Source organism: Methylobacterium sp. J-026 (assembly GCF_022829585.1).
GTDB lineage: Bacteria > Pseudomonadota > Alphaproteobacteria > Rhizobiales > Beijerinckiaceae > Methylobacterium.
In genome coordinates this window covers 1-26,464 of sequence record NZ_JAKSYC010000179.1, presented here as the reverse complement: position 1 = coordinate 26,464, position 26,464 = coordinate 1, and the positions used below count along the sequence as shown (strand labels likewise).

At 64.8% G+C, this 26,464-nt stretch carries 27 protein-coding genes; 20 read left to right on the top strand and 7 right to left on the bottom strand.

Annotated features, from left to right (window positions below; genetic code table 11):
- The first annotated feature begins 467 nt into the window (after positions 1-467).
- The gene (locus MKK69_RS16455; RefSeq protein ID WP_243969498.1) at positions 468-668 is read left to right on the top strand and encodes a hypothetical protein; all 201 of its coding nucleotides are present in this window, start codon (positions 468-470) and stop codon (positions 666-668) included.
- A gap of 191 nt (positions 669-859) precedes the next feature.
- Here MKK69_RS16455 and MKK69_RS16450 read toward each other — a convergent pair whose 3' ends face one another.
- A complete protein-coding gene (locus tag MKK69_RS16450; RefSeq protein ID WP_243969497.1) occupies positions 860-2,386 on the bottom strand; it encodes a carbohydrate porin in 1,527 nt (508 codons plus the stop codon).
- 223 nt (positions 2,387-2,609) lie between these two features.
- On the opposite strand from MKK69_RS16450, the gene MKK69_RS16445 reads away from it, so the two are divergent.
- The 10 genes from MKK69_RS16445 to MKK69_RS16400 all read left to right on the top strand — a co-directional run bounded on the left by MKK69_RS16445 (position 2,610) and on the right by MKK69_RS16400 (position 12,840).
- Positions 2,610-3,203: a hypothetical protein gene (locus MKK69_RS16445; RefSeq protein ID WP_243969495.1), complete on the top strand. Its 594-nt coding sequence runs from the start codon at positions 2,610-2,612 to the stop codon at positions 3,201-3,203.
- Between the two features lie 16 nt (positions 3,204-3,219).
- The gene (locus tag MKK69_RS16440) at positions 3,220-3,696 is read left to right on the top strand and encodes a helix-turn-helix domain-containing protein (RefSeq protein ID WP_243969493.1); all 477 of its coding nucleotides are present in this window, start codon (positions 3,220-3,222) and stop codon (positions 3,694-3,696) included.
- Positions 3,683-4,138: a hypothetical protein gene (locus MKK69_RS16435; RefSeq protein WP_243969491.1), complete on the top strand. Its 456-nt coding sequence runs from the start codon at positions 3,683-3,685 to the stop codon at positions 4,136-4,138. Before MKK69_RS16440 ends, MKK69_RS16435 begins: the two co-directional genes overlap by 14 nt.
- A gap of 191 nt (positions 4,139-4,329) precedes the next feature.
- Positions 4,330-4,710: a nitrogenase component 1 gene (locus MKK69_RS16430; protein WP_243969489.1), complete on the top strand. Its 381-nt coding sequence runs from the start codon at positions 4,330-4,332 to the stop codon at positions 4,708-4,710.
- Positions 4,707-5,018, top strand: a complete 312-nt coding sequence (locus tag MKK69_RS16425) for a hypothetical protein (RefSeq protein ID WP_243969486.1) — start codon at positions 4,707-4,709, stop codon at positions 5,016-5,018. Before MKK69_RS16430 ends, MKK69_RS16425 begins: the two co-directional genes overlap by 4 nt.
- 723 nt (positions 5,019-5,741) lie before the next feature.
- Positions 5,742-6,029 carry a hypothetical protein gene (locus MKK69_RS16420; RefSeq protein WP_243969484.1) on the top strand — a complete coding sequence of 96 codons (288 nt, stop codon included), beginning with the start codon at positions 5,742-5,744 and terminating at the stop codon, positions 6,027-6,029.
- Positions 6,030-8,568: 2,539 nt separating this feature from the next.
- Positions 8,569-9,906 carry an ATP-binding protein gene (locus MKK69_RS16415; protein WP_243969482.1) on the top strand — a complete coding sequence of 446 codons (1,338 nt, stop codon included), beginning with the start codon at positions 8,569-8,571 and terminating at the stop codon, positions 9,904-9,906.
- A gap of 443 nt (positions 9,907-10,349) precedes the next feature.
- Positions 10,350-11,324, top strand: coding sequence for a PD-(D/E)XK nuclease family protein (locus tag MKK69_RS16410; RefSeq protein WP_243969481.1), 975 nt, complete (start codon positions 10,350-10,352; stop codon positions 11,322-11,324).
- Positions 11,321-12,238: an AAA family ATPase gene (locus tag MKK69_RS16405; RefSeq protein WP_243969479.1), complete on the top strand. Its 918-nt coding sequence runs from the start codon at positions 11,321-11,323 to the stop codon at positions 12,236-12,238. Before MKK69_RS16410 ends, MKK69_RS16405 begins: the two co-directional genes overlap by 4 nt.
- 149 nt (positions 12,239-12,387) lie before the next feature.
- The gene (locus MKK69_RS16400) at positions 12,388-12,840 is read left to right on the top strand and encodes a hypothetical protein (protein ID WP_243969477.1); all 453 of its coding nucleotides are present in this window, start codon (positions 12,388-12,390) and stop codon (positions 12,838-12,840) included.
- On the opposite strand, the gene MKK69_RS16395 is transcribed toward MKK69_RS16400, so the two are convergent.
- Positions 12,837-13,418, bottom strand: coding sequence for a recombinase family protein (locus MKK69_RS16395; RefSeq protein ID WP_243969475.1), 582 nt, complete (start codon positions 13,416-13,418; stop codon positions 12,837-12,839). The genes MKK69_RS16400 and MKK69_RS16395 overlap by 4 nt on opposite strands.
- 276 nt (positions 13,419-13,694) lie before the next feature.
- Here MKK69_RS16395 and MKK69_RS16390 point away from each other — a divergent pair, with 276 nt between their 5' ends.
- Positions 13,695-14,315 carry a hypothetical protein gene (locus MKK69_RS16390; protein ID WP_243969473.1) on the top strand — a complete coding sequence of 207 codons (621 nt, stop codon included), beginning with the start codon at positions 13,695-13,697 and terminating at the stop codon, positions 14,313-14,315.
- A 957-nt stretch (positions 14,316-15,272) separates the two neighbouring features.
- On the opposite strand, the gene MKK69_RS16385 is transcribed toward MKK69_RS16390, so the two are convergent.
- Together MKK69_RS16385 and MKK69_RS16380 are read right to left on the bottom strand one after the other, a co-directional pair.
- A complete protein-coding gene (locus tag MKK69_RS16385; protein ID WP_243969471.1) occupies positions 15,273-15,584 on the bottom strand; it encodes a hypothetical protein in 312 nt (103 codons plus the stop codon).
- Positions 15,577-15,837 carry a hypothetical protein gene (locus MKK69_RS16380; RefSeq protein ID WP_243969469.1) on the bottom strand — a complete coding sequence of 87 codons (261 nt, stop codon included), beginning with the start codon at positions 15,835-15,837 and terminating at the stop codon, positions 15,577-15,579. Before MKK69_RS16380 ends, MKK69_RS16385 begins: the two co-directional genes overlap by 8 nt.
- Before the next feature lie 88 nt (positions 15,838-15,925).
- Here MKK69_RS16380 and MKK69_RS16375 point away from each other — a divergent pair, with 88 nt between their 5' ends.
- The 6 genes from MKK69_RS16375 to MKK69_RS16350 all read left to right on the top strand — a co-directional run bounded on the left by MKK69_RS16375 (position 15,926) and on the right by MKK69_RS16350 (position 23,076).
- On the top strand, positions 15,926-17,329 hold the full coding sequence (locus tag MKK69_RS16375; RefSeq protein WP_243969467.1) for a hypothetical protein: 1,404 nt from the start codon (positions 15,926-15,928) through the stop codon (positions 17,327-17,329).
- Between the two features lie 553 nt (positions 17,330-17,882).
- Positions 17,883-18,143 (top strand): hypothetical protein, encoded by a 261-nt coding sequence (locus MKK69_RS16370; RefSeq protein WP_243969465.1) that lies wholly within the window; start codon positions 17,883-17,885, stop codon positions 18,141-18,143.
- Between the two features lie 26 nt (positions 18,144-18,169).
- The gene (locus tag MKK69_RS16365) at positions 18,170-18,643 is read left to right on the top strand and encodes a hypothetical protein (RefSeq protein WP_243969463.1); all 474 of its coding nucleotides are present in this window, start codon (positions 18,170-18,172) and stop codon (positions 18,641-18,643) included.
- Between the two features lie 128 nt (positions 18,644-18,771).
- A complete protein-coding gene (locus MKK69_RS16360; protein ID WP_243969461.1) occupies positions 18,772-21,381 on the top strand; it encodes a transglycosylase family protein in 2,610 nt (869 codons plus the stop codon).
- Between the two features lie 79 nt (positions 21,382-21,460).
- The gene (locus MKK69_RS16355; protein ID WP_243969459.1) at positions 21,461-21,895 is read left to right on the top strand and encodes a DUF5681 domain-containing protein; all 435 of its coding nucleotides are present in this window, start codon (positions 21,461-21,463) and stop codon (positions 21,893-21,895) included.
- A 137-nt stretch (positions 21,896-22,032) separates the two neighbouring features.
- Complete coding sequence (locus MKK69_RS16350) at positions 22,033-23,076, top strand: tyrosine-type recombinase/integrase (protein WP_243969457.1); 1,044 nt, start codon at positions 22,033-22,035, stop codon at positions 23,074-23,076.
- Between the two features lie 108 nt (positions 23,077-23,184).
- Here MKK69_RS16350 and MKK69_RS16345 read toward each other — a convergent pair whose 3' ends face one another.
- Both MKK69_RS16345 and MKK69_RS16340 read right to left on the bottom strand, forming a co-directional pair.
- The gene (locus MKK69_RS16345; protein ID WP_243969456.1) at positions 23,185-23,877 is read right to left on the bottom strand and encodes a thermonuclease family protein; all 693 of its coding nucleotides are present in this window, start codon (positions 23,875-23,877) and stop codon (positions 23,185-23,187) included.
- Positions 23,878-24,456: 579 nt separating this feature from the next.
- Positions 24,457-24,657, bottom strand: coding sequence for a hypothetical protein (locus MKK69_RS16340; RefSeq protein ID WP_243969454.1), 201 nt, complete (start codon positions 24,655-24,657; stop codon positions 24,457-24,459).
- 203 nt (positions 24,658-24,860) lie between these two features.
- Between MKK69_RS16340 and MKK69_RS16335 the strand changes: the two genes are divergently transcribed.
- Together MKK69_RS16335 and MKK69_RS16330 are read left to right on the top strand one after the other, a co-directional pair.
- A complete protein-coding gene (locus tag MKK69_RS16335) occupies positions 24,861-25,229 on the top strand; it encodes a response regulator (RefSeq protein ID WP_279598431.1) in 369 nt (122 codons plus the stop codon).
- Positions 25,230-25,397: 168 nt separating this feature from the next.
- The gene (locus tag MKK69_RS16330; protein ID WP_243969450.1) at positions 25,398-25,730 is read left to right on the top strand and encodes a hypothetical protein; all 333 of its coding nucleotides are present in this window, start codon (positions 25,398-25,400) and stop codon (positions 25,728-25,730) included.
- Positions 25,731-25,871: 141 nt separating this feature from the next.
- On the opposite strand, the gene MKK69_RS16325 is transcribed toward MKK69_RS16330, so the two are convergent.
- Positions 25,872-26,129, bottom strand: a complete 258-nt coding sequence (locus MKK69_RS16325; protein ID WP_243969448.1) for an HU family DNA-binding protein — start codon at positions 26,127-26,129, stop codon at positions 25,872-25,874.
- Between the last annotated feature and the right edge of the window lie 335 nt (positions 26,130-26,464).

Sequence of the window (26,464 nt, the reverse complement as noted above, 5' to 3'; positions counted from 1 at the left end):
ACGGCGAAACGCTCCGGCCGGGACGGACGGAAGGCGGCGCGGCCGGATCTCGGAACGGGTGACTAGAATGGATCGCCCCCTATCCGCAGGTCAATGAAACGGTTTTCCGTATTCGTCGGAGCGAGAAAAATGTTCTCCCCGTAATCCGGCGTCATGGGTGAAGTTTCGTCTCGCTCCGGACGCGGATTTTTCTCGCCAGAGACAGGGCCTGCGCCCGCAGGCCGCCCGGAAAGCCCGACAGATCTCCCGATCCCGGGGCCGGGAGGACGATCATCCCCCGGCGGGGCGACGGCGGGAAAACGCTTCCCCGGGATCCGGAGACCGCCCGCGGCGCGCGCCGGGTTCAGGGGGCTGTGCGGTCGCGTGCGGGGAGCCGCGCCCGAAATCCCGCATTGACTTCTAGATTATAGCTGTTCTAATTCGCAACAGAACGGCACGGAGCCGATCTTCACCGGGAGATACGCGACATGGCCAACGCCCATTGCGAGAGCTGCAAGTTCTTCGACGAGCACACCGGCAACGGCGCCGCGCCCCAGGCCGATGCCGGCCTGTGCCGGTTCAACCCGCCGGTCAGCCAGCCGGAGCCGGAATCCAAGGGCCTGTGGCCGGTGGTCACCTCGAGCGACTGGTGCGGCCACTTCACGGCCGAGATGACCGCGGCCGAGTGAGCCTCCGGGGCGCTCCGCGTCTCGGCGCAGGCTGAACGGCCGGGGCCGGCCATCGCGGCTGGCACCGGCCCGCCTGCGGCGAACGGATGATCCCTTGGAAACGACAGGGCCGCGCGGACGATCCGCGCGGCCCTGTCGTTTCGTCGGTCCGCGAGCCGGGCGATGCCGGCTCGCGCGGGTCGGCGGCCGTCTCAGAGGCTCCCGGGGCCCTTGGAGAAGCCCGCCAGGGTGAACAGGTCCACCGAGAGCTTCGCGCCGACCACGAAGGCGTCCGGGATCGGCTTCGGCCGGAATGGGAAGCGGGTCTGATCCGGATCGATCACGTATTGCAGGTTCGGCATCAGCCGCACCGCCGGGGTCAGCTGGATGCCGTAGCTCAGCTCCAGGATGGTCTGCAGGGATTCGACGTTGCGGCTGCTGAGCCCATAGGAAGCCCGGGCCGCCCGGATATTGGCTGTGCCCAGGGGCGAGAGGTGCTCCATGGCGAACACGAAGCCGAGGGTGTCGTAGGGCCGGCCCGGGAAGGTGCCGGTCAGCACGGCGCCCCCCTCCAGGAAGTAGTCCTGGGTCTGTCGACCGCCGGTCCCGAACACCGCGGCGCCGAACAGGGACAGGCCCTGGACGCCGTTCGGATCCGGACGCCAGACCATCTGGTCGAAGCGGGCATAGACGGCCGAGCGGCCGAACCGGGTCAGCGGGTCGAGGCCGCTGAACAGCTGGGCCCCCCGACGCAGGTCGAGCACCGGATCGCTATAGTCCGACTGGTCGATGATCGCGCCGACGCTGTAGTTGCGCGGCAGAGCGTCGTTGCCGAAATTGGTCGAGTAGCCGACCTCCACCGGCACCACGACGCCGGTGGCGCCGTTGGTCGACCAGTCGATGCCGTTCTGGTTGTCCTGCTGATCGCGGGGATTCACCTCGTAGATGCCGGCATGCACGAACACCTTGTCGGTCACCCAGGCCTTGGCATGGGCGCCCCAGGTGGCGATCGGCCACCAGGTGATGTTCGTCATTTTGAATGCCGATTTCGGCGCACCACAGGTTCCATTGTTCTGGAAATTGCAGTAGAACGGCGAGGCAAGGAAGTTCGGGTTGGCCAAAAGGCGGCCGACCTCGATGTCGAGGCGGTTATCGAAGAATTTCTGCTCGTAGGACAGCGACGAGAGATGCACGGTCTGGCCGCCGCCCCAGATCTCCTGCACGCTGGTGTTGTTGCCGATCAGGTCCCGCGACAGGCTGCGGCCGTGGCGGTCGGTCACGATGGCATGCATCGAGCCGCCGTCGATCCCGGCGAGGCGGCCGAGGTCGGCGTCGAGGCCGAAGAAGACCTGGCCGGCATAGTCCGAGCCCTGGCGGAGGCCGCCCTTCGGGTTGGCGGCGAACTCGCCCGTGTAGTTCAGGATCGCGGTGATCCCGTGCCCGAGGTCGACGGTGCCGGGCGGCAGCGACGGCGGGGCCGCGGTGGCGCCCTGCGTGATGCCCTCGGCCGCCGCGCTGCTTGGACCGGCCGCGCTGCGTGCCTCACGGATGACCCGCCGCCGGGCGCGGTTCGCCCGGTACTGGGCCTTCTGGGCCGGGCTGGCCTTCGGGCCCGGATTCACCAGGGATGGCCCCCCGTCCGGCGCGGTGGCCACGCCTTGAGCCTCGGCCGAGCGGATGCCGGCCGCCATCGTGGTGCAGAGCGCGAGCGCTGCCCACCGTGCATGCTGTCCTATCATCGTAACTCCCCCTCAAGGCTAAGCCATTGAGGAGGTTGGGATACGTTCCTCAGCCTCATCGGGCCGTGCCCGAAACTGGAGTGGGAATGGAGCATCAGAGGTAAGGGCGCCAGGCAGTTGATCTATAACTCAACCGCGTGATGGGAGGCGCTCATCAGGTGCGACACGGCAGCAATCTCGGCACCTTTGCCGCTCCGTGCCGATCCGGGATAGGAGTGGTCTGTTGCGGCATGACCATAGTGGGCGCCGCGTTAACGCAACGCTCAGACTTCAGTTGACATTTATATCAACGACGCCACATGGTGCGGAAGTCGACCTCGGGGCTCTTGGCTTTGAGAAGGTTCGGCCGCGGGTCCTGGATGGCGTGGAGCGCAACGAAATCTGGGTTCGGATGTGGATGCTTGAGCATCTCGGAGGGCGGAGGCGGGACACGGGGTTCCCGGACTTTCGTGCCGATGCTCTCAACGCGCGCATCATTCAGGGATGCGATTTTACCGTGAGTCTGCTGGGCGACTCCAGCAAAGAGCCCGAGGTCGAGAAGCTGGAGAACCTCCATGAGGCCTGGGCCATTTGCTATCGGACGCCGCGGCCAGGTTGGAGGCTCTTCGGTCGGCTGTATGGCCAGGGGACTTTCGTAGCTTCCGACTTGAAAGATAGGCATGAGCTTGGCGGCAGGGAGAACTACAATCGGATAGCCGCCGCTGCCATGGCGGATCTGGATGGGGCGCTCGCGGGCATGCGACCGCACACCGGAACGAGTGAGAAGGATTATTTTCTAGGGCTTGCGCGAAATGTCGACAAACCTGCCATCTTCTGAAGCCGACAACAAGTATATGCGTCTGTACATGGCAGAAGTGCTGCGCGCGCGCCTGTTCGGCGCAATTCGCGTGGCGGCGGAGTACCGCAAGAATGTAGAGGGTCTCACTCGAAAGGATGTCGCCGACCGGATGGGTCGGGACGAGGCAACCGTAAGCCGGACCTTCTCTGCGCCCGCCAATTGGACGATTAAGACGATCTCCGATCTTTGCTATTCGCTCAATCTGGACATGCAATTTGTCCTGATCGATCGTCTAGATAAGGACCGTGTTTTTGTCGACACTGGGATGCATTTTAAGCGCATACACCAGGGTCAGCGCCTCGTCGGGGACAACAAGCCAGAGCTTACGAACTACATTCACGGCACTGCGCCACGTAGGCCGGTCAAGATAATGACGCACGACCATAGATGGCCGATGCCGAGCTATAATTCTACGGCCGCCGTAGAGAATTACCCACTTCGTGCGGACGGTAAGAAGCATGAGCACCGCTGAAATTGATATCGACGCGGCTGTCATTTGTGATGATGTCCGCAGGGAGGTCACTGGTAAGGCTATTCTTATTGGAGTTTGGCCACTTGAGCTGACCGTTCCAAACTATCCCACAGAGCTATTCTTTTGTTTTCACGTCGAGGGAGCTGTAATTCAGTCTGGCCAAATTGAGCCTCGCCTTGTCGTGCGAGACGAGGTTGGGGGAACTTTGTTTGACTCTGACGTTACTGCTAAGATGGAGCCTGGTCAGTTTGTGAAGGGACGATTTAGCATCGATTTCAACGTGGTTTTTGCGGCCACGAGGTCCGGTGATGTAGAATTTATCGTGACTATGGGTGGTGCCTCGCTGGTCGCTGCCAAACGCCGTATTGAATTACTAGACGTTCTTAAAAAAGAGAGGGAAGCCGAGCGCGCAACACTGTCAGACAATGGGCCTGCATCTTAATATCTCAGCAGCTGCGGGGTATGGCCTGCGGCTAGCCGTGCCAGGATCAGCTCTCTCCAAACCCCTGTAAAACCTTGACAATTCGCGGGCTGTAATGCAGGATTAATGCAGGGTTGCGACATGCGGCCGAAACAGACACTAGCCCGGCGGAGCGATCCGCGCGGGCTTTTTTATTGCCCGGAGGGATCGGCATGCGGAGGGCAGGACGCAAGCGCAAGGCCGCCCCAGTCACGCTCTCGACCGTGCGTGCGCTGGCGGCCGAGCCGACTGTGACACCAGGCCGGGACGCGGATGCCGCGCCGGGGCGGCAGGCGAAGGTCGAGTTCACGGCGGTCCGCGAGGCCGGCGGCCGGGTGCGGATCATCGGATCTGGCGCCGCCACCATCGTCCAGGGCGCCCCGCCTCAGGTCGACGACGTCGTGATGCTGGACGAGGCTGCTATGACCCGGGCGGCATGCCCGTCCAGCACCCGTGAGGCCGCCAGGCGGTTGCGCGACCGTATCACCACCCCGTGGCACCGGTCGCCCCTTCCCCGGGTTGTGATGACTCGATCCGGAGGAGGCAGACCATGATCACAGAACCGGGACCAGGTCAGTCTGAGGCACCCCTCGCGACCGCGCTCGGCGTGTTCCGCACCACCCTCGTGACCTTCGCCCGCGAGATCGCCAACCGAGACCCGCAGCTCGCAGCTAACGCCTTCGAGGCGGCGCAGGCAGCCATGGAGGATCGGCTCGGCGGCGGCTCCGACACGGCCGACGTAATGGGCCACGACGCCGGCATGCGCAACGCTCTCCGGATCCAGCTGCGCAAGGTGCTGACCGCCACGAAGGCCGCGATCGACGAGCAGGCAGGCGACGGGGGCCTCGACGCCGGCGGGTGATCCGTCGAGCCACTCTCGCGGTCTGCCTGGATACGGATCCGCGGGGCTGCTCGTCCTGATCCTCGGTTTCTCGGTTGCCCTCACCCCGGTCCGCGAAGTGAGGATCTCGACGATCAGGGTCTTCCCTGCCCGGTCGAAACTCAGCCCGGCGTGACATTTGCCATTTGTCACGCGTGTCACGGTCAGGCTTTCCATAGCCACTCCTCCTCGGCCCAGGCCGCGGTCCGGAACCCGTGTTTCGGGCATGCCTCCAACGCTCTCTTGAGCGCTTGGCGGACCGTGTTCGCGGCCTTGTCGCCGTCCGTCTCGCCGGTCGCGTACCGGCGCCGAAATTCCGGCCGTAGCTCCTCGACGGTGATCGCCCGTAGCGTCTCACCGTCACCTTGCCCCGCCCTCGGTACGGCTTTGGTACAAGGACATGCGGCGCGCGGTTGCATGACGCCGCGGAGGGTCGGCTCTCTTGTTCCCCCGGGGGTTGGTGAACCCCTTCCCGGATGAAAGCGTGAACTCTTCCACCTTTCGATCGGCGGATCGTTCACTCGTGTAAGAACACTTCACCTGAAAAATGCAGGCGCAAATCAGGAAAATAGGTGCAATTTCCTATAATCTCAGTTTAGTTAGCGGCTGCATCCTTCCATCCATCAATGAGTTCACGGTTTCACACTTAAAGGCGTGCCCTCGACCCGCTGACGTCGAGGGCACGCCTTGCAACAGGAGCCCTGGATGAGCCGTCCTCGTCGCGTCGGACTGCCCTGGTACGAGCCTGAGCACTACGAGGCCCTACGAGCCGGCCTCGCCGATGGGGCGAAGCTGCCGCCGCATTACGAGACCTGGCGGATCGCCACCGAACAGATGGAACGCGAGGTCCAGCGCAGTGGCGTCGACGTCGTGCGCGTCTCAATCGAGCCAGAAGCATTTGGGGCCTGGTGCGAACAGAGCGGTCTGCCGAGTGATGGCGCGGCCCGCGCACGTTATGCGGCTGAAGCTTTAGTCGAGACCGCTGCGGGCTGAGTCCGTCCCATCGGCTTGGCGGCGCGAGCAGGACGGGCGCGACCAACCTCTCGCGCGTTGACGCGTCTTAGCTGCTGGCTACCGGGCCCATCGCCCGAGACGCCGCTTCCATCGCTCACCAGGCGGCAGGACAGGGGGTGTCTTCGTCGCCCCCAACGCCCGAGGTCGCGGCGCCATGACGGGTACGGGTGAGGCGATCGCGGCCGCCGGCTCGGCGATCGGCCCTTCAGCCATCTCGGTCACGATTGTCTGAGCCTTACGTGGCCGTCCGCGCCGCGGCCGCGGCGATCGCTCCTCTGAGAGCTGCGCGCACTCCGCATGGACCTGGTTGGGCTCCGGTTCGACCTGCGGTGGCTCGGGCACGATCAGGTTGGGAAGGATCCGGCGAGCCTCGACGGCAGGAGCTCGCAGCTCGGCCGGCGGAGGCCAGGACACGGCCGGCAGTGAGACCGCCGGTGCAGCCGCCCGGTGTGGGATGAACGTGCGCTGATGGCGTCCGCCGGACTTCGTCTCGACAGTGAACGACGGTGGCAGGCGGTTACGCATGGTGCTGAACGCTTCTAAGGCGAGGGCGACCCGTCGTCGTCACAAAGATGCGGGCGTAGCCTTAATAGAACGATACACCGTCAGGGCGTTGCACCATCAGCGTGCGCGACAACCTAAGCTGAACCGTTCAGAGCCACTTTCTCAGGCGTGACGGACGATGACATCGCAGAGCTGTGCAGCGACGTGCTGGCGCTTCAAGCCGTGGGACCGGATTTCGCTGTTGCTCTCGGGCAGTGCATCGTCTCGGGCATCCCGTTCTCCGAGCGCATTTACCCCGAATGCGCCGGTATGCCGTGCTTGAACACCGCCCAGGTCGTGGGCTTCGCCGGTTGTGGAAGCCGAGGGAGTTCTCCGCCGGACGCGCAAAATGGTGGTGAGCATAGGCCCGCGGGTTGCAGCACCAGCTGTGCTGCGATGACGCCCCCCCCGCCGCTCCCGTCTCTAATGGTTGCCGCCCTGATGCTCGGCTATCCGTTGATGCGAATTGTCTTCGTTGCAGCGAGGCGGATCCGGGAGTCCTAAAGGGTCAAAAAAACCTCGACGCGTTCACGCGTGAAGGGCTTCCCCCCAAGTATCGTTTGACATATACCCCCATACAGCGAAGTCCCCAGAGCGGCCCCGGCAGGATCCCTGCGCGGGGCCGCTCTCGTTTCTGCCCCGACTATCAGCGCGAGGGCGGAGCGCTCCTTCCAAATCCTCATGTGTTCGCCGTCCGCTTCAGCGGGCTCTCTCTGTTGCGCCCCAGTTCCATCAAGGCGCAAGCCAACCATCGGACTGCATCAATGTCGGCAAGGACCACGCCGCCCGTGGGCGGACAACTGCTCTATGGGTCGCGTGCGATCGCAGAGCATCTGGGGATCACCCAGCGCCAGACGCTTCATTTGCTAGCCCAGAACCGCCTGCCCCACTTCGTGCTGGGACGTATGCGCTGCGCTAACAAAGCTAGCCTCACGGATTGGATGGCGCGCCAAGAAGCACGCGGTTGTCTCGCCGACGCTGCCACATAGCGATGTGGTCGGCTGAAGACCGGCATCGATCTACAGATAATGGTGACGGCGGACTTACATTCACTGACAACGCTTGATCGAAACCAAGGGCGGCGCTAGCTTGCCCATGGGCGGTTCCAAACCCCCATGGGCAGCGCCCAACTCCTTCGGAGACAACCCAATTGTCTCACGGGCCCAACAAAGGTCCGAATGAAGGGGTGTGTGATGAACGTTGTTGTCAGAGAAGGTCTCCCTTCTGAGCATAAGAAGGACGACCTTTTCATTCTAAAGCCTTGGTCTCGTGAAGAGGCTACAAATTTAAAGGGGGCGGCCGAGCAAGCCGGTGTCTCTCCTTTGACCATGCGCGATTGGGCGTCAAAGCATGGAATCGGCAGAGTAGTTGCTGGTCGCGTCTGGATTTCGCGCGTCGCTCTTGCCGCGTTTCTAGACGACGACGCTGGCGCCTTGGACGAATACCAACGCGGATACCGCAATACACCCCGGGTTGCCGCCTACTTCCACAGGCTTGGCATACCGATAGTTGAGCACATCAGGTCCGATAGCTGACCGATGCCTGGCGTCGACCGGCGCCCCACACTCCTTCCTCATTCCCCGACGCAGCTGGGCTGATCACCCGGCTGCGTGTGTCCTCCCTCAGCGTTCCGTTCCGCGGAGTGGGGGGGACGCTCCGCCTTTCCGAACGGACATCCCATGACCGACACAGCCGTACCGGCCGGGAAAAGTCCCCAGGCCGATCGCCCCTCCGCGCCGACCACCTTTGGAGCGCCGCACCTATACAGAGAAGAAATTGCCGCATTACTCGCCGGCGCAGAGACTTACTCTCGAATCGGCGCTTCTTATGCGGGTCTCGCCAACGATGATGGGCTGGACCATGCCCTGCGTTGTTTGGTGGCACAGACGCGCGCGGCGTTAAATCTCTTCGCAGAACTTCGTGAGATGACTTCGGACTTGGCGCAGCGTCCGAGAAATTCTAGCGCGAGGCAGCCATGACGGGCCGAGCGGATCCTCTCTACGCTGAAATGGCGCGTCTCGGGCGCCCCAACTACGGCGACGATATTCACGCGGACCGCGCTACAGTCCACGACCTCGGCAACTACCGCGCGCTCGAGCCGGACGAAGCCCGCTTCGCCCCGCCCGAAGATGCCCGGCCTAGGGATGCGCCACGGAAACCCATCGAGGTTCGGTGGCACGGCGACGCGGATCCGAACGCCGACCGCGCGTGGCTCGTGCGTGATCTCGTGCCAGAGACCGGCAAGGGACTGATCTCGGGCCAGTGGGGCGCCGGAAAAACTTTTGGCGCGTTGGATCTGGCTGCGTCCGTGATGACGCTGACCCCCTTCGCCAACCGCCGGACCGAGCGCCAAGGCGGCGTTCTGTTCATCGCGCCGGAGGGCGCCTTCGAGATCCCGATCCGTCTACGTGGCTTGATCGAGGGCAAGCTCAAGGCCGAGGCAGCTCAGGAGATCGACCTCGACCATTTGCCCTTCGCTTGGATCGAGGAATGCCCGCGTCTCGTAGAGAAGGATGCGGTCGCGCACCTCCAGGCAGTGGTCCAGGCCGTGACCGAGCATCTGCGGGACAGTTTTGGCCTTCCCCTAGCGATGATCGTCATCGACACGATCGCCGCTGGTGCCGGGTTTGATGACGAGAACTCAGCCTCCGAGGCGCAGCGGGTGATGGATGCGCTCCAGACTCTCAGCCGCGAGACCGGGGCCTTCGTGATGGGCGTCGACCACTTCGGTAAGTCGAGCGAGACCGGCACCCGTGGCTCTTCCGCTAAGGAGGCAGCCGCGGACGTTGTGCTGGCCTTCCTCGGCAACCGGGATGAGGCTGGCAACATCTCCAACACCCGGTTGGCCATACGTAAGCTGCGCGGCGGACGGGTTGGCATGGAGGTGCCCTACAGTCTGGACGTAGTCCAGGTCGGAGAGAGCTACAGCGGTGAGCCGGTGACGACCTGCTTCGTTAATTGGCAGGTGTCGCGAGCCGCTGCGATGGCTGAAGCGATGCGGGACCCTTGGCCGAAAAAGCTGAGGATGCTGCGGTCCGCGATTGAGACCAGCCTCATAGACCACGGGCGTCGGGTCCGCCCCTTCGGTCTTGAAGGGCCAGAGGTGGTCGCCGTTGGCGAGCCGGCTTTGCGTCATGAGTTCGAGGCGGCCTACCCCGCTGCCGGGGAAACCGAGACCAAGCGGTCAGACGCGAAGCGCAAGGCCTTCAAGCGCGCCGTCGAGACCGCACAAAGCGATAGCCTGATCGGCTGTCGCGACATCGGCGGGGTCAGCCACTACTGGCTCGCTGTCCCTAATCCTGACGCTGCATGACGGCCGTGGACGGACCGGACAGACCGGACAGGATCTTAGTGATCCTGTCCTGTCCGTCCGTTTTGTCCGGTCCACTCGGACGCGGCGGACATTCCGGACATGTCCGTTTTGTCCGTTTTGTCCGGATGCTCCGGCGACCGCTTTTGTCAGCGATCCTTGGCTGCGGAGATGCGTTCGTGATCCGATCGGAAGATCGTTGGGGACCCTTCGCGGAAGGGCTCGATGAACCTGAGCGGCGCGCTCGGCTCCGTTCCATGCGGGCGCTGACCCGCATCTTATGTGGACCTCGCGGCGCCGAGTTGGCCGCTCATCTTGCGCGGGCGGAATGGGATGCCGAGGCCCTGCCCTCAGCGGTTGGGGCTTTGGAACGCCTGCCAAGCGTGGATCGCCGCCACCTCCTCACATCCTACGCCGCACTCGCGTGCGCCGCCTGAGGATTCCTCATGGATATCATCGACCATCCCGCCGGCCTTGTGGTTGGACCGGGCCTTTTCCGCATGCCTGCGGATGTCTACCATTCGGATCCAGCGCCGGAGCCCAGCTTATCGTCTTCGCTGGCTAAGGTGCTCGTAGAGAAATCTGCCGAGCACGCCTACGCCATGCACCCCCGGCTAGGCCGCGCCCCCGACGCTGAAGATGCCGAGAGCAGCCGGGCGATGCAGACCGGCACGGCTGCTCACCGCCTGATCCTCGGCGCCGGCGCCGAGCTCGTCGTGGTCGATGCGGACGACTGGCGTACCAAGGCGGCCAAGGAAGCCCGGGCTGCGGCCGTCACCGCCGGCAAGGCCCCTGTCCTCCGATTGGATCACGCCACCGCTGCGACGCTTGCTAGACGTGTCACGGGCCGCCTCGCCCGCGTGCCTGACTGCGAGGGTTTCTTTGATGCCCCAGCGGAGGTCGTGGGCATCGTGCGGCATCCCTCGGGCGCTTGGCTGCGAGCTATGTTCGACCGGATAGAGGTCCGGCGCGACCGTATCATCCTGTGGGACGTGAAGACCGGCCAGCAAAGCGCCGCGCCGCAGGATCTCGGTCGTCGCATCGAAGGCATGGCCATGGAGGTCCAGGCCGCGCTCTATGTCGACGTGGCCGAGCGGTTGTTCCCTCGCATGTCCGGCCGGGTCAGCTTCCGGTGGGTGTTCTGCGAAAACGAGGCGCCGAACGCCGTCACGGTCGCGGAGATTGACGCAGCGACGCTGCACATCGGCCGTCGCAAGCTGGCCGTGGCGCTCCATCGCTGGAATGAGGCTCGCACCTCTGATGTGTGGCCGGGCTACCCCGCCGAGATCATCCGGCCGGAATTCCCCGACTGGGCGGCCAAGCGCTGGGGCGAACGCGAAGGTGAGCCGACCCTCGCCCGTGTCAACTTCGATCTCAACGCCTCGCCCTTCCGCCCGCTCGACTGGGATCGTGCTGCATGAGTTTCACCTTCGCCCCCGCGGCCTCGTTCACTGAGCGGGCCGGTGTCTTCGTCTCGCTCACCGGTGGGACGAATTCAGGCAAGACCTACTCGGCACTCCGCCTCGCCCGTGGCATCGCTGGCCCTGAGGGCAAGATCGCTGTCCTGGATACCGAGGGCGGCCGGACGCTGCACCTCAAGCGCGATTTCGCGTTTGATGCATCCGTGATGGAGGCGCCGTTCCGGCCAGAGCGGTTCGCCGAGGCGGCTGAGGCTGCGGAGCGCGCCGGCTACGCGGCCCTCGTGATCGACAGCTTCAGCATGGAGTGGGTCGGTCTCGGCGGCGTGTTGGACTGGCAGGCCGAGGAGCACCGTAAGCTCGGCGGCCAGGACAGCAAGAAGGGGCAGTCGTGGGTTAAGCCCAAGATGGCCCATAAGGCCATGGTGTACGCCCTGCTCCAGCGGCGCATCCCCATCGTGTTCTCGATCCGCGGGGAGGAGACGTTCGTCCCACCCAACACCAAGCTGTTCAAGTCGATCACGTCGAAGACCTTCCCCTTCGAAGTGACGGTCTCGTTCCGGCTGGAAGCGGAGCGGAAGGGGTACATTGATCTGTCCGACCCAAAGTCGTGGAAGATGGAAGGGTGTCACCGAGACATCTTCCGCCATGGCGAACAGCTCGGCGAGGCACACGGTTCGGCGCTGGCCGCCTGGGCTCGGGGCGAGATGCCGGCCCCGGTCGCTGATATCGCACCTCGTCAGAGTGGGCGCGAGCGGATGATGGCGGCCGCCCGCGTCGAGGCAGCAAAGGGGGCAGCCGCGCTGCGCGGCTTCCTGGCGGAACGCAGCGAGCCCCAGTCGGCCGCCCTCGCCCCGCTCCTGGTCGATCTTGAGGCGATCGCCATAGCAGCAGATGCCGGGCGTATGGCAGCGTGACGCGCGCTAGGCTGCCGGCGTCGATCCGTGGACGCGTCCAGGCGTGAACTCGGCCACGCATACAGGATCTCAGGAGTGAACCCGTTCTCCCTTGGGGCTACCGGGTGGAAGCACCATCCCTACCACCATCCATGACAAGGACGCGCGAGATGATCCGCACACCCTATAACCTGCGGACCAAGGCCGCCGGCGGCGAAGACTTCGCCAAGGGGATGTACACCGTCCGCTCGTTCGCGGACGTGCTGTCGTCCCTCGCCCACATCGTCTCCGACCTGAAGTCGGAGGTTGAGTTCGAGGGCGATGCCTCCCCGGTCCCGGCTAAGATGCAGGCGTGGCTACTCGCCGGCGTGCCGCTCTTCAAGGAGATGGCAGCTGAGGAGATCGATGAGCTCGTCGCCCGCGTCACGGCCCAGAAGGCCGAGGGAGCACCTGCGCTGACCAAGGCACGTGCGGCCGCCGCCCCTCAGAATGCTGCCCTGATGGCCCGGATGGCCGAGCAGGACGGCGCCCTGACGAAGCTGGCCGAGCGTGTCGAGCCCCTCGCCGTGGTGGTCGAGAAGCTCGGAAAGCGTCTTGCCTGTGCAGCTGCTCGATTGCCTTAAGCGGACGCGCTGCCTGACACTACTGCGGGCCGAGGCTTGCCTATGACCCGGTGTACGCTGCCAACACCGATGCCCAGCTGCTTGGCGATCTTCGCCATGCTTAGGCCATCGGCTGCCAACTTCTCGATCTCCGTAGCCCTCGCCCGGGCAGTCGGCTTCCTGCCCCTGTAGAGGCCACCGGCCTTGGCTTTGGCGATGCCCTCGCGCTGGCGCTCAAGCATCATCTCCCGCTCGAATTGGGCGACACCTCCGAGAACGTGGAGCATAAGCTTGCCTGTAGGAGTCGAGGTATCGACGCCGAGGCTGACGATCCGCAGAGCGACGCCCTTGGCCGTGAGCGCGTCGAGGATAGTGCCGAGGTGCGAGACGGATCGCGCTAACCGATCGAGCTTCGTCACGACGAGGGTATCCCCGTCCCGCACGAAATCGAGGACAGCTTCGAGCTGCGGTCGCCCCCCGACCGAAGACACCTGTTCCTGATACAGCCGCTCGCACCCGAGCGCCTTGAGGTCTCGCACCTGTGCCTCAAGGCCGGCCCCCTGTTCCAGGGTCGAAGTGCGGGCGTAGCCGACGAGCATGGTGGGGATCCGGTTGGGTTCGTTCCACTAGGGTCTGAGACATAGAGGCTCGGATCGTTCCATAGGTCAACACCACTTAATTGGAATCAAGCCTCGGAGCGGGGCTGTTCCAGGTCCTGCCTTTCCGCATGGGCAAGCCCTGTGGAACGACCAATCCCCTCTGCTGCGGTGCACAAACGCATCGCCACAGCCATCGATGCCGCTGGCCCTCGGCCCCGGCGATCGACCCGTCGCGCCTAAGCCGACGGACCGTCCTCAAAAAGTCGAGCTTATCTCATGAAGAAGAACGAAGCCGTGGCCGATGCGCTGAGCCCCGCCCGCGCAATCCTCGCAGCCTGCCTCGCCAAGCGTGATCAGGCCGCTGCCCGCATGGCCGCTCTCGCGGAAGCCGATCGGAAACTGGGTCGAGCCAGTCAGGAGGTCTCCCACCTCTCGAGCGAACTCGCTGCAAACGAGGGGGGCGAGCGGGCTATGGAACTCACGCTCGCCCTGGTGGCTGCGAATGCACGTGTCGCCGCCGGCGGCTCGGCCAGGGCCAAGATCGCGGATGACATGATCGGAGCAGCCGGTATTTTGAATGCGGCGACAACCGCCGCACAGATCGAATGCACGAACGTTTTGACTGAGGAACTCCAGATCCTCGCTCAGGAAATCGAAGACCTGACGGTAAAATTAGCTCCGTTGCATCAGCGGCTCGTCGGCATTCGGGGCTGGGCGATGAACAAGAAGGATGGAGGTGATGAAAACCACCGGTTCCGCCATCAGAAATTAATGTCCTTAGCCAACGATCATATCCAAAAACTCTGTCCTTATTCGCAGCATACTGCAGGTGGCACGGAAAAGCGGTGGGAGGCGATGAACGAAGCCTTGATGGCTGACGCTGGTTCTCGGCTGTGACCGCCCCGCAGTTATCATCGCAGGCTGCATGTCGGCCATCTGCAACCCAACAGGTGTGGCCCGAACCTCACCCCTGGAAGCGCGCCGCCGATCAGCGGGATGCTGCCTCGGGCTGCTTCGACCGGTACCGTCAAACCGAAGCACGGTTTGCAGGGCGCATCTGGCGAGGTGGACGTCAGCGGTGATCGGTTCGCCTTCTCGCCGCCGAGCAGCGTGCTGTTCGGGATCAGCGCCCCGAACTGAGTTACCTGACGATCCATGATGGTTCCAAGGGGATGCGTGGAAGCAGCCGAGTGCGGCCCGGCCGGATGCGGCCCAGGGCGGCTTGAGCGGGGCTCAAGCGAGAGCGATCCGCGTCGGCGAGCGCGGAGGCTGTGAGGGGCGTACGGTGGTGGCGTGTCAGGCTCGAGCTTCGTCTCAGGCCCGCCGCGGGTGCGCCCGCGCTAGCTCGCGGACGGCGCAGGATCGGCCGATACCGGCCTTGTCAGATGTGCTCCCGCGAGATCGCTCGGGCAGAACGTATGGGTGACGAATGCGCCGCCGGCCCGGCACACCTCAGCCATCAGGTCGGCCGAGACCAATCCCGGCGCCATTTCCAGTCCGGGAGCGGCCATGCATGGCGCCGGAAGTGCTTCGCTTGTCGGGTCGAGGGTGTCGGTTCTGATCATCGCGTACCCTGGTGTGCGAGTATGCCGGTGAGGGACTGGCGGCAGAAGGGCAGGGCTCTACCGATCCCAGCGCAGGCCCGCGGCGAGGAGGAGGCGCTGCCGGACCACACTCGGCGAAGTCGACCGTGCGGATCGCCTCGATGTGGGCGTGAACCATTTTGGCGAGGTCGCTAGCCTCGGCCGGTGTCAGATCTCCATCGGCCTGGACGCACGTTCTCGAGCTCTGCGCTCACTGTAGTTCATCAACATCCTCTAAGACTTTCTTGCCAGTGACCGCGCCATGGTTTTGTTAAAGATCATCTGAAAGCAGATGATTGAGCTGAGTAAGTATGACGGTCATCTGCCGATAGCCGACGATAGCCTTGTCCGTCCACTTAATAATGGTCGCATCATCTCGGGTCCGGGTTTGATCTGCTGCGTACAGATCTCCGACCGCCACGAGGAGATTGTCAGTCCGGTCCAATTCGGATTTGAACGCAAATATCTCGGCCCCAACGGCTTCGATGCGAGAGTTCATGCAGATTAGCTTGCGGACGCGCCGCGCATCGTACCGCTTTCGACCGACGGGTGAACTCGTCACGTCGCGGGTTTTATCACTCATGATCGTCTTCATAGTCACCATTTTCTGGATCCAGTGGGCCCATCCCAAGTTCATCGCCGCCATCTGGTCCGATGAAGCTCACGACGATTACGTGGCGGCCCGCAGCGGTATCAATCTCCCGCTGGATACCGCTTGGATCGCTATCTTTGCGCTGCCAAATGACAACTACGCCCTGAGCCTCACGCCTGCTGGCAATGATCTCTCGTAGTTTGGCAAGGTCTTTCCGCATCTTCCTTTGAAGAGCGCTGGCCATATGTGCCTCCGCGCGGATGAGGGGCGGGGTTGGACCGATCAGAGATCATCGCCGCTCTTGCCCTTGTGGGAGACGGAGGCGGAAGCTCGTGGCCCTCGGCTACGCGCTGCAGGCCGCGCTCGGCAACGGCACGGTGGTCGATGGTCTCGCGATCTCGGCCACGATCCCGGCCTCGCTCTCGCTCGTGGTCGGGACCGGCTCGCTGATGACCTACGCCGCGATCGACCCGAGCGCGGCATTCAGCGACCTCGGCATCGACACGACCCACTTCACGATGAAGCAGGGGCTCCTCCAAGAGCCCGGTGCAACGCTCGTAATCACGCCGCCGGCCGCGGCCGGTTACAGCCAGATCTATCTCGTGCAGGCGGCCTACTCCGAAGCGGACAGCTTCACGGTCCTGCCGTACTACAATGCTGCGAACCCGGCGTTGCCGTTCAATGGGCCGAACAACTCCGGCAACAGGGACCTGACGCTGCGCCAGTCGCTGTGCGTGGTCGGGCTCAAGCCTGGCACGGCCGCCGCGACCGGGTCACAGCAGGCGCCGAGCCCCGACCCTGGTTATGTCGGTCTCTACGTCATCACCGTGCCCAACGGCGCCACCCAGATCACGTCGGCCAACATCGCGCTCTACCCCGGCGCCCCGTTCCTCGACCTGAAGCTGCCGCAGATCCGCGCCGCGATCCAAGCGCAGGGCGGGAACTATGCGCCCGACACCGGCACGGCCAACGCCCTAGCGATCACGCTGCCGGCTTATACGCCGAACCCGCTGCTGGATGGCACGCCGGTTCGCTTCAAGAAGGGATCGAGCGCCAACACCGCCCCGACCCAGATCACGATCAACGGCACGCCCTACCCGGTCCAGACCTCGGCCGGCGTGGCGCTGTCGGGCGGGGAACTGCCGGGCGGCTGTTTCGCCAGCGGCCACATCCTCGGGGGCGTGCTGCGCCTAGGATCCACCGGGGTCTCGACTGCTGCCATCCAGGCGGCGGTCGCCCCGCTTCTGCCGCTCGGCCTCGCGGCCCACGGCATCCCGCAGACGTTCATCGACCAGATCACCTGCCAGATCACCGGCTTCAGTGCCCAGGATAAGTTCACGTTCTCGACCTCGACTTTCCAGGCGGGCGTGTTCACCTGCGGGCAGGGCGAGGATGGCGTCTACGATTTCTTCCTCAACGTGAACATGAGCACATCGCCGGGGCTGCCCCATGCGATCCAGCTCTACGTGACCAAGAACGACGGCTACTCCAGCACCACGCTCCCGGCAAACAGCACGGTCCGACCGAACGGTACGGTGAACACCAACGCGGGCGCCGTCAGCCAGAACAACGACGTGTCCGGCAACTTCACCGCCGCGTCGATCGCGCTGGTGGCCGGGGATGTCATCAAGTTCTGGGTCTACAATTCGACCATCAACGTGAGCCAGGGCGCCGCCTACGGCAAGCCGACCACGGACTTCTCGTCCAACGTCTCGATCAAGCGAGCTGTGCACTGAGTCCAGGCGACGGGCCGTCCGCAGTCTCGCCGCTCAGCCTCCACGTCCCTTCCAGCCCTCGCGCCAGCCGACGCGAGTGGCTTCCGCTCGGGTCTCCCCGAGCCCCGCCCTCGCCGTTCACGACAAGGCGCAACGCCTGCTCACGCTCCTCGGCGAGACATCTGCCCGCCACGGCGCGGGGGCGTTCAGCCTGGCTGAGACAGACGCCCTCGCCGTCCCGAACGGCAGCGTCCCATCCTCCCCTTCCCCACGTCGCGCCATCCGGCTCGATCCCACCGCACTCGCTCGCCGGCCGAGCGGGTGCTTTCGCATGACTACTTGTGAGTTTCTTATGCATAGCCATACTATTCCGAAGAAACTTCTGATCAACACCATCACCGAAGAGGTTGCTGTTATCCTCCGGACCGGCAAAATCATCCAGAAGACTATCGACCCTCTCATCGGAGCGGCCCTCGTCTCTGCTGATGGCCTTACGGCGTCGCCAGTCGCCCCCGGAGTCGCCGAACCATCTTGCGTCATCGAACGCACGATGTCGGCCGACGGATCGTGCACGATGACCTGCACGCCACTCAACGATCACATCCCGACCAACGAGCTCTGTCGGGACTTCACCCCCCATGCCGGGGCGCTGGCCGACGAGTTCGGCCGTATGGTCGCCTTCGCGGACCTCTTCGCTGCCGGGTACGAGGCCGAGGCCGTCTCGCCGGCGCACGAAGCCGCCTTCCGAACTTGGCTCATCGACGTCTCGCCGGCCGTGGCGAAATTTATAGCCGACCTCGCCCAGACCAATCGGCGCCTGGCTCTCGCCCTCTGAACCATCCTGCCAGAGCGCGCCGGTCCATGACCGGCGCGATCGAGCTCGACCGCTCGATACCAGCTTCTCTCACCCTTCGAGGAAAACCTATGGCCCAGATCACCGTTCGTTCGTCCGACACCCCGTCCGCCGCCGCCGCTGCGGCACCCTCGCCCCTCTCGGTCCGCGACAGCCGCGGCCGGACCATCGGGCTGCGCGAGCTCACCGTGCTCGATCAGATGCGCTTGTTGAGGCGCCTCGGTGGCGAGAACTCCCCGTTCTTCTCGTTCTGCATGCGCCTCGCGCGCGTGGCATCGATCGACGGCGATCCGGTGCAGATCCCCGAGACCGACCTGCGGTTCGAGGCGCTGGCACAGCGGCTCGGAGAGGAGGGCGTCACCGCGCTCGTGGTCCATGAGATGAGCAGAGGCGCGGACGATGAGACCGAGGACTCGCCCGCGGCCGCCAAGGCGAAGGCCGAGGCGCAGGACGCTCAGGAGCGCCAGACCGTAAAAAACTGATCCGGCACCCAGGCTTCATCTCGTGCGTCTCCCTGATCACCTCCGGCGTCCCGAAGGAGAACCGCCTCGTCGCCGCGATTGATCGGCTCAAGACGCATAAGGGCGGCCAGGCCCCGGCCAACGACGTCGTGCGCTGGGCGGCCGCCAGCGCGAAGGAGTTGCGGGAGGCACGGAAGGCAACCCAGGGCGTCGGCACGGCGGCCAAGGGGGTCGGGAAGTCCTTCGAGGCGTGGGAGGGGCGCATCTCACGCGCGACCGCCGCGTTGCGGAAGATGGAGCAGGTCGCCAACGCCATGCGTCTGCCGTCCATGCCGTCGGTCTCGGGCGGCGGAGGTGGCGGTCGCTCGATCCGGTACGGTGGGGGCTCCGGCGGTCACAGCCCGCGGGCGCATCGACACGGTCCCGGAGCACACCAGGCCGGCGCCATCGTCGGAACATATCCGGCGATCGGCGCTCCAACCGTCTCGATCCATTATCTCGAGGAGGCTCTGAAGGCGGCTGGCGGGGTCGATCAGGTCGCCGAGATCCAGCGTGTCCAGGGCGGCCTCGATCACGGCCGGCCAATGTCGCGAGATCAGCTTAACGCTGAGATCGCTAAGAACAAGCAGCTCGCCTATGCCCTAGCTTTCTCTAATCGGGCGACCGACCCAACAGAGAACATGAAGACGATCACCGACTTGGCCGATCTCGGCAAGGGTGATTACGGCGAGGCCCGGCACCTCCTTCCAATGGTCGCGCGGATGAACGTGCTCACTGCTCTCATCGAGCAGGAGGAGGTGAAGGGTAAGCTTCAGGAGAAGGGTCAAAGCCGCTACCTCGCGAGAGGCTTAGACCAGATGGGCGTCATGGCGCGCCCCGCGGCTGAACAGGAGCAGTTCTTCAAGGCCGTGATGCAGGGTGCCATCGGCACCAGGGGCATCTTCAACGGCAAGCAGCTCTTCGGTGCCGTACAGCACTCTGGCGGCACGGCGACGGGATGGTCTCCTGAGTTCGTTGGCGGTGTGCTGCCGATGTTCTCCGAGCAGATGAACGGCGGCGCGGCCGGCGACTCGATCTACATGTTCGCCAAGCACCTGCTTAAAGGGCAGATGTCGAACAAGACCGAGTCCGAGGAACTTGTTGGCCTCGGCTTGCAGAAGGACAGCAACCGTCGAGGCGTGAAGGATTTCGAGTCCGGATCCATCATCGGCGCGGATGTTCTCAAACAGAACATATACGCTTGGTTCAAGGAATTTTTCCTCCCGGCGCTTGCAAAGAAGGGTATCACGAGCGAGGAAGGTATCGATAAGGCGATCGACAATCTCAGCTTCGCGAAAAACTATGCGAAGATGTTTCATGAAATGAACGCCAACAAAAAGAATATCGATGAGAACCTGAAGCGGTTTCAAACTCAGAGCAACCCCGACGGCGTTTTGAACAACACCATGGGAGGGCAGCTCGTCATGCTCCTCCAGACGTTCAAGACGCTCGGGAGCACGATGGCCGATCCCGAGGTGAAGGGTGCCATCAACATTCTCCGGGATCTGGGGGAGACGGTCAGCGCCTTCGGCAAGAAGCTTCACGACAACCCGCTGGCGGCGCAGAGCGCCTTCGGCAGCGTAGCCGCTCTCGCTGGTGGTGTTGGCGCGGCTGGCGCGGTGGGTCTCGGTGCGGCGGCGGTGGGGGCCCTTCCACCGATCGCTATCGCGGTCGGGGCCGGTGCCACGGTCACGATCCTCGGTGCCCTGATCCCCTGGAGAGAGCTCATTGGTTTCAGCCCGAAGGAGCTCGCGGAAAAGGGAGCTGACGGCTTCAATAAGCTGGCCGAGGGCAAGGCCACGCTCGACGGCAAGATGCCCGATCTGCTTAAGCCCGGCCCCTCCGGCAGCGCGATTGATCCGGAGAAGCTGAAGAGCGGCGCCGGTTCAATCTGGGAGAGCATCAAGTCAGGCGCCGGCTGGCTCATGAACAGCTTCGGCGAGATGGCCGAGAAGGGGCAGGTGGAGCAGAAGAAGGTCGCTGAGGGGGCCAAGGATGTCGCCGCCGGCGCCCGTGAGGTCGGAACAGCCGCACCGCAGGCGAAATCGAGCCTGGACAGCCTGGGGAACTCCATCTTGGAGTTCATGAAGAAGCTGATCGTCTCCGAGGCGGTCGTGAACCAGATCTCGTTCAACGGCGGTGGCAGCGGTGGCAGCCTGATCCAGCGGGCGAGCTTCGGGGGCGGCAGCGGCCCTATCGGGACCGCGATGGACGTGCCCGACTCGGTTGCGATGTCGGCTCCCGAGCGGAACATACTCGGCCTCATCATGGCCACCGAGAGCCACGGCCGCAACGTGATGAACTACATCGGCGACCGGACCCACACGGCGCAGGGCTACTACCAGATCACCAATTCGAACTGGCGGCGGCTCGCACCGCGTCTCGGGATCACGGCGCGCAGTGCCATGTCCGCGACGCTGGAGGAGCAGACCCGCGTGGCTCAAACGCTCCTGCGTGAGAGTGGGGTCGGCAACTGGTCTCGGTACAACCCGCGTCTTCGAGGGGCGCTCCAGCGCGGCGAAACAGCCCCGCAGGCCAGCCGTCCCCCGGTGCCGCCGCCGCCTCGACCGCCGGCGGGGCAACAGCAGGCAATCAACGTGTATCTCGACGGTCGCAAGATCGCGATGAACACCGCCAAGCACATGTTCCGAGAGGGCAATGGGCCGGCCACCGGCGCCAACTTCGCGGACGGGTCCGAGGCCTATCCGCAGATCGGCTGAGGCCGGGCGGGCTCAACACACAGCGCAGATCACTCGCGGCCCGGGCGCGTCCCGGGCCGTCTCGTATGGGAGGGCAGGCATGGCCCGCTTTACGCCCGGCAAGTCCGGGAACCCCGCAGGCAAGCCTCGTGGGACCAAAAACAAATCCACACAGCTCATGGAGGCGCTGCTGGACCAGTGGGGCGAGAACCTCACGAAGAAGCTGATCCAGCTGGCCCTCAAGGGCGACGTGCAGGCGTTGCGTCTCGTCTTCGAGCGGCTCATGCCGGTTCGCAAGGATCGACCGATTACCTTCCCCCTACCTGAGATCACCACAGCACTCGATATCCCCCGTGCCACCGCAGCCATCCTGGAGGGGGCCACCAACGGCGAGTTGTCTCCGTCGGATGCTGAGGCGCTGATGGGGCTGATCGAAGGGCACAGAGGGGCGATCGAGACCCACATCCTGGCCGCGGAGGTGGCCGAGGTGCGCGCGATGGTCGAGGCGAAGGCCAAGGAGTCAACAGACGTTTGAGGCGCAAAGCCTCACCTCGGGGGCTGACAATCTGCGACTGTCGGCCCCTGGATCGGCGCGTCGGCGCCGCGTCATTCGCACCAATCCGCCCCCTCTAACCGTCGAGAATAAGTCGTTATCGACGCCAAGGCAGAATCATGCCCAACGATCTGATTTGCATTGAGAATTCGGCGTCCGAAGAGGCGCCAGCCGTGACGCCGCCGGCGGTGGTTTCGAGCATCGCCGATCAGGCCCGAGACTACGCGGCGCTCGCCCGATCCGGGGCGACTCGAAAGGCTTATGCCGGTGACGTCCGAGCCTTCACCGCCTGGTGCGAGGCACAGGATCTTTGCGCGCTCCCGGCTCACCCGGGGACCATGCTCGCGTACCTCATTGAGAACGCCAGGACGCTGAAGGTCGCCACGCTCCGCCGGCGCCTTATCGCGGTCAGGCAGGCGCACGCGGTGGCCAGGTTCGAGCTCGACACATCTGCGCCCGCGTTCCGCGACGCCTGGGCTGGCCTCCAGCGAAAGCATGGCCAGCCGCCGAACAAGAAGAAGGCCCTCCTCACTGCCGAGCTGCGCCGCGCCGTCGAGGCGCTGCCCGAGACACTCTCTGGCCGGCGGGACCGCGCACTGATCCTCGTCGGCTTCGCGGCGGCGCTACGCCGGTCGGAGCTTGCCGGGCTGGAGGTCGTGCGCCGAGATGGCGCCTCGTGGGTCGAGGACGGGCCCGATGGCCTCGTGATCCATCTAGGCCGCACCAAGACGGACCAAAGCGCGGCCGGCGCCGAGGTTGGCGTGCCGTACGGCTCTGACCCTTCGACTTGCCCGGTCAGAAATTTCCGCGCCTGGATTAAGGCCGCGAAGATCAAGGTCGGTCCGGCCTTTCGGTCGATTAACCGGCATGGGCAGATCGGGAAGGTCCCCCTCACCGGCGCTGCCGTGGCGGAGATCGTGAAGCGTGCGATCGTGGCGCTTGCCCTGCGCGAGGGTGCAACCCCGCGTCAGGCCGAGGAGCGCGCCGCCGCCTTTGCGGGACACTCACTCCGCTCCGGTCTCGCCACATCGGCTGCAGCCAACGATGCGCCAGGCCACGCGATACAGCGCCAACTCCGACACAAGCGGTATGACACGACCCTGGGCTACATCCGCTCGGGAGCACTGTTCAAGCAAAACGCCGCGGGCATGGCGGGGCTGTAGGAGCGCTCGCCCATCTGCTACAGCGCTCGCTTCCCCGCATGCGTGCCCAAGGCGTTCGCAACACCGGGCGGCCGGCGCGTCCTCATTGCCGAGCATCAGAGCGGCCGCTCAGTTCCTCGGCTCGCGCCAACCTGCGGCCTGAGCCTCGGCCTCGGAGCAGAACATCCGCTCGCCCGACGCCTCATCGATCACCGTCCGATCATAGAAGCGTGAGCCGGGCACGTGGTAGATGTGGTCGCCGCGCCGATTGATGTTGCCCTTGATCGCGCAACCTCGCATCGCCGGGGCCTGCGTCTCAGCCTTAGTGGATGGAGGGTTCTCGAGACCCGCCGCGCGCTTCCCGCGCCGCCATTCCGCCGGCTCGTCGAACGCCCCGGCCCAAATCCCGCGCTTGGCGGCCCTGGCCTCGGTCTCCAACAGCACATAGTCCGAGGAGTAGCGCCGATAGGCGATGGCGTGGCCCTCGCGGACCATCCAGGCGTTCAGATCCTCGCCGCCCTTCCGGCACACCGCGACTGTGCGGCCATAACGGTCGGTGTCTCGAGGCTCGCACGTGATCGGCGCCTCGCCGATCCAATCCGCCAGTGCGAAGGCAGCGCGCTGGCCGCAGCGGTAGGACTTGCCTGCCGCGTCATTGCAAGACTGCGCGCTCTCGGGCGCATCGATGCCGTGCAGCCGGATCCGTACGTCACGGATCACCACCGTATCGCCATCCGTCACGGAGGCGCGGCCGGTGATCGGCTCAGCCGCGAGCGCCGAGCCGACCAGCCCAAGGGCGAGGATGGTGAGGAGGGCTCGCATGCGCCCTCAGTGCCAGCGATGCCGGCGGTGATGCCCCCAACGGCGGCCGTGCTGATGAGCGAAGCGATATCCTCCGCCGCCCCACCCGACGAAGTGCTGGCCCGCCATGCCGCGATGGCAGTGATGGCGGGCGCCGTGGCCGTGGCAGCCGTGGCGGTCGAGCGCGCCTGGTGAAGCCTGGGCCGTGTGTGCCAACAGCGAAATGAGCGCCGCAGCGGTTAGGGTGAACAGCGTGGTGCGCACGCCTAGTCCTGCTGCGAAGCGCATTTGCCATTCGCCTTGCGGTAGCCTGGGCCGCCACGGGACCCACATCGCGCCTCGGCGACGGTGGACGCCAGGACGCTCAAGACCATCATGGTCGCCACAGTCACAGTGGCGGCCTTGGTCGCACTCAGCGCGCGCATCGTGACCTGTCGGCTTTAGCATCGGCTTCCTCCTGTTTAGAGGACACTGCCTCGCTCGCTCTCAGGTTGTCCAGGCCTCCGATCGCACCACCCTAGAGCTTCATTCTCAACATCGTGTCTAAACGAAAAAGGCCAGCTTCGCGGCTGACCCTGATCGCGGTCCTGATGCCAGGCCTTACTCGGCCGCAGTCATCTCGGCGGTGAAGTGGCCGCACCAGTCTTCAGCAGACACCACCGGCCACAGGCCCTTCGACTCCGGAGCCGGCTGGCTCACGGGCGGGTTGAAGCGGCACAGACCGGCATCGCCCTGCGTGGCGGCACCGTTGCCCTTGTGCTCGTCGAAGAACCTGCAGCTGTCGCAATGCGCGTTGGCCATATTGGTGCTCCTGTCTGTCGGTTGATCCGTCCTGTTGAGAATTAGAACAGATCCAATCTGATGGTCAACGACCGCGGCGCTCCGCAGTTCCCCTCCCCGCGGCTTGCCGCGACTCGATCTAAAGGGCCCCTTCCTCGCGTGTGAGGGCTCGCCCGAAAACACCCAAGCTGAAACCCTTGGTCGCCGGACAGCTTTATAGCTTCATGTCAGCTTCACGCCGCCTTGCCATCGTTGCCGAGGATGAGCCCGTAATCCGCATGGAAGCGGTCGCCATCCTCGACAGCCTCGGCTTCGAGGTGCTGGAAGCCGACTGCGCTCACATCGCCCTGGGCCACCTGAACTGCGGTAAGAAGATCCACCTCCTGTACACCGACATCCGGATGCCTGGCGGTATGTCGGGCGTCGATCTCGCGCACGCTGTCGCGTCGCGGTGGCCCGAGACGGCGATCATCGTCTGCTCAGGATGCATGCCCGAGGCGGCTGAGGATCTTCCCGAGGATGCGCACTTCATCTCGAAGCCGTGTGCCGAAAAGCTGGTTCGCAAGGCGCTGACGGCCCTGCAACTGCACTGAGCGGGAAAGCCTACGAGACGGGACTAGCTGTCCCCTGCGTCTCGCTTCCGCTCATCGCGACGGTGGAGCCCTCGTGTTTTCCGGGCGCAAGCGTGTCCGCCTCCGTGTTCACCGCGTTCACATGCGGCCGGCCCTTTCATTTCATCGGAGTGGAGCGGATCGGTTTTCATGGGGCGTCACCTCAACCGCAGGCATCCGGTCAGTAGCGAGTTGTTCACCGTCCTGCGGGTTCCGCGCGCTTGCGCGACGCGGGCTGAGCACGCCTCAATACGGGAGATCGCTAAGGCCTTTGGCGTGAGCCATTCATGCGGCCATCGCTGGGTTTTCGCCGCGCCACAGCATGCTGCCGCGACCGCGCGGAACGGCGGGGCACGCGTGTATCCGGTGGGAGCCCGCCGGTTCTTCAACAGGCTCTGGGCGACGGGCTACCCACGCAAGAAGCGGATCGCGATGGCCGCGGCCGGGGCGTTCGATACCGTGGGCGATATCACGATGCCCTGAGCAGACGCTCTGCATCGCGCTTGTGGTCTGCCGGCTTGAGGGCGAGCCGCTCGCGCATGGCCTTGCCAGGCTTAAACCGCACGTGCACTCGGGCCGGAACGATCGCCTCTACGCCGCTCCGAGGCGCGCGCGCGGCGCCCCTCACGGTCTGGGACGCAAGAACGTGCCGAAGTCGCGCAGTTCGACCCTGTCGCCGTCCGCCAGCGCATCGGTGATGCGGTCTAGAATGACGTCGACCACCGCGTCGGCCTCGCGCATGAACTCCTGCCGGATGGGCTCTTGCGTGCACGGAGCGGCAAGCAGGTGAAGGACGGTCGCGGGCAGATCCGCCACCGTGGCGGAGTTGCCCGTTGGTGCCTCGGCCGCCTGCATAAAGGACAGGGCCGTGAGATTGCTCATTGAGAACTTGGCTTCGATCCACGGCAACAAGTTGCCGTGACCGAGGGCGCACGGCACTATGTGAACCGCATGCGCCTACTCCGTCCGATCCTGATTCTCGCCCTGGCAATCGCGGTGCCCACCGTGACGGCCGCCCCCAGTTGGGCGCAACGTGCGCATGGGCGGCGGCATGCGGCGGCGGCTAACACCCCGGCCTCAGAAGGCACCGCCGAACTCAATCCTGCACCACCGCCACCGCCAATGCCTCCCGCACGGGGGAGGAGAGAACGTGTCGGCCAGCGATGGGTGAACATCGCCGTCCCCACCGGGGAGGCTAACGCGCAGGTCCGATCCCT

What these genes read in the sequence shown, in the direction of transcription:
- MKK69_RS16455 (WP_243969498.1), top strand. Translation starts at nt 468, where the DNA reads ATGGCCAACGCCCATTGCGAGAGCTGCAAGTTCTTCGACGAGCACACC.
- MKK69_RS16450 (WP_243969497.1), bottom strand. Translation starts at nt 2,386, where the DNA reads ATGATAGGACAGCATGCACGGTGGGCAGCGCTCGCGCTCTGCACCACG.
- MKK69_RS16440 (WP_243969493.1), top strand. Translation starts at nt 3,220, where the DNA reads ATGCGTCTGTACATGGCAGAAGTGCTGCGCGCGCGCCTGTTCGGCGCA.
- MKK69_RS16435 (WP_243969491.1), top strand. Translation starts at nt 3,683, where the DNA reads ATGAGCACCGCTGAAATTGATATCGACGCGGCTGTCATTTGTGATGAT.
- MKK69_RS16430 (WP_243969489.1), top strand. Translation starts at nt 4,330, where the DNA reads ATGCGGAGGGCAGGACGCAAGCGCAAGGCCGCCCCAGTCACGCTCTCG.
- MKK69_RS16425 (WP_243969486.1), top strand. Translation starts at nt 4,707, where the DNA reads ATGATCACAGAACCGGGACCAGGTCAGTCTGAGGCACCCCTCGCGACC.
- MKK69_RS16420 (WP_243969484.1), top strand. Translation starts at nt 5,742, where the DNA reads ATGAGCCGTCCTCGTCGCGTCGGACTGCCCTGGTACGAGCCTGAGCAC.
- MKK69_RS16415 (WP_243969482.1), top strand. Translation starts at nt 8,569, where the DNA reads ATGACGGGCCGAGCGGATCCTCTCTACGCTGAAATGGCGCGTCTCGGG.
- MKK69_RS16410 (WP_243969481.1), top strand. Translation starts at nt 10,350, where the DNA reads ATGGATATCATCGACCATCCCGCCGGCCTTGTGGTTGGACCGGGCCTT.
- MKK69_RS16405 (WP_243969479.1), top strand. Translation starts at nt 11,321, where the DNA reads ATGAGTTTCACCTTCGCCCCCGCGGCCTCGTTCACTGAGCGGGCCGGT.
- MKK69_RS16400 (WP_243969477.1), top strand. Translation starts at nt 12,388, where the DNA reads ATGATCCGCACACCCTATAACCTGCGGACCAAGGCCGCCGGCGGCGAA.
- MKK69_RS16395 (WP_243969475.1), bottom strand. Translation starts at nt 13,418, where the DNA reads ATGCTCGTCGGCTACGCCCGCACTTCGACCCTGGAACAGGGGGCCGGC.
- MKK69_RS16390 (WP_243969473.1), top strand. Translation starts at nt 13,695, where the DNA reads ATGAAGAAGAACGAAGCCGTGGCCGATGCGCTGAGCCCCGCCCGCGCA.
- MKK69_RS16385 (WP_243969471.1), bottom strand. Translation starts at nt 15,584, where the DNA reads ATGAGTGATAAAACCCGCGACGTGACGAGTTCACCCGTCGGTCGAAAG.
- MKK69_RS16380 (WP_243969469.1), bottom strand. Translation starts at nt 15,837, where the DNA reads ATGGCCAGCGCTCTTCAAAGGAAGATGCGGAAAGACCTTGCCAAACTA.
- MKK69_RS16370 (WP_243969465.1), top strand. Translation starts at nt 17,883, where the DNA reads ATGACCTGCACGCCACTCAACGATCACATCCCGACCAACGAGCTCTGT.
- MKK69_RS16365 (WP_243969463.1), top strand. Translation starts at nt 18,170, where the DNA reads ATGACCGGCGCGATCGAGCTCGACCGCTCGATACCAGCTTCTCTCACC.
- MKK69_RS16355 (WP_243969459.1), top strand. Translation starts at nt 21,461, where the DNA reads ATGGCCCGCTTTACGCCCGGCAAGTCCGGGAACCCCGCAGGCAAGCCT.
- MKK69_RS16350 (WP_243969457.1), top strand. Translation starts at nt 22,033, where the DNA reads ATGCCCAACGATCTGATTTGCATTGAGAATTCGGCGTCCGAAGAGGCG.
- MKK69_RS16345 (WP_243969456.1), bottom strand. Translation starts at nt 23,877, where the DNA reads ATGCGAGCCCTCCTCACCATCCTCGCCCTTGGGCTGGTCGGCTCGGCG.
- MKK69_RS16340 (WP_243969454.1), bottom strand. Translation starts at nt 24,657, where the DNA reads ATGGCCAACGCGCATTGCGACAGCTGCAGGTTCTTCGACGAGCACAAG.
- MKK69_RS16335 (WP_279598431.1), top strand. Translation starts at nt 24,861, where the DNA reads ATGTCAGCTTCACGCCGCCTTGCCATCGTTGCCGAGGATGAGCCCGTA.
- MKK69_RS16330 (WP_243969450.1), top strand. Translation starts at nt 25,398, where the DNA reads ATGGGGCGTCACCTCAACCGCAGGCATCCGGTCAGTAGCGAGTTGTTC.
- MKK69_RS16325 (WP_243969448.1), bottom strand. Translation starts at nt 26,129, where the DNA reads ATGAGCAATCTCACGGCCCTGTCCTTTATGCAGGCGGCCGAGGCACCA.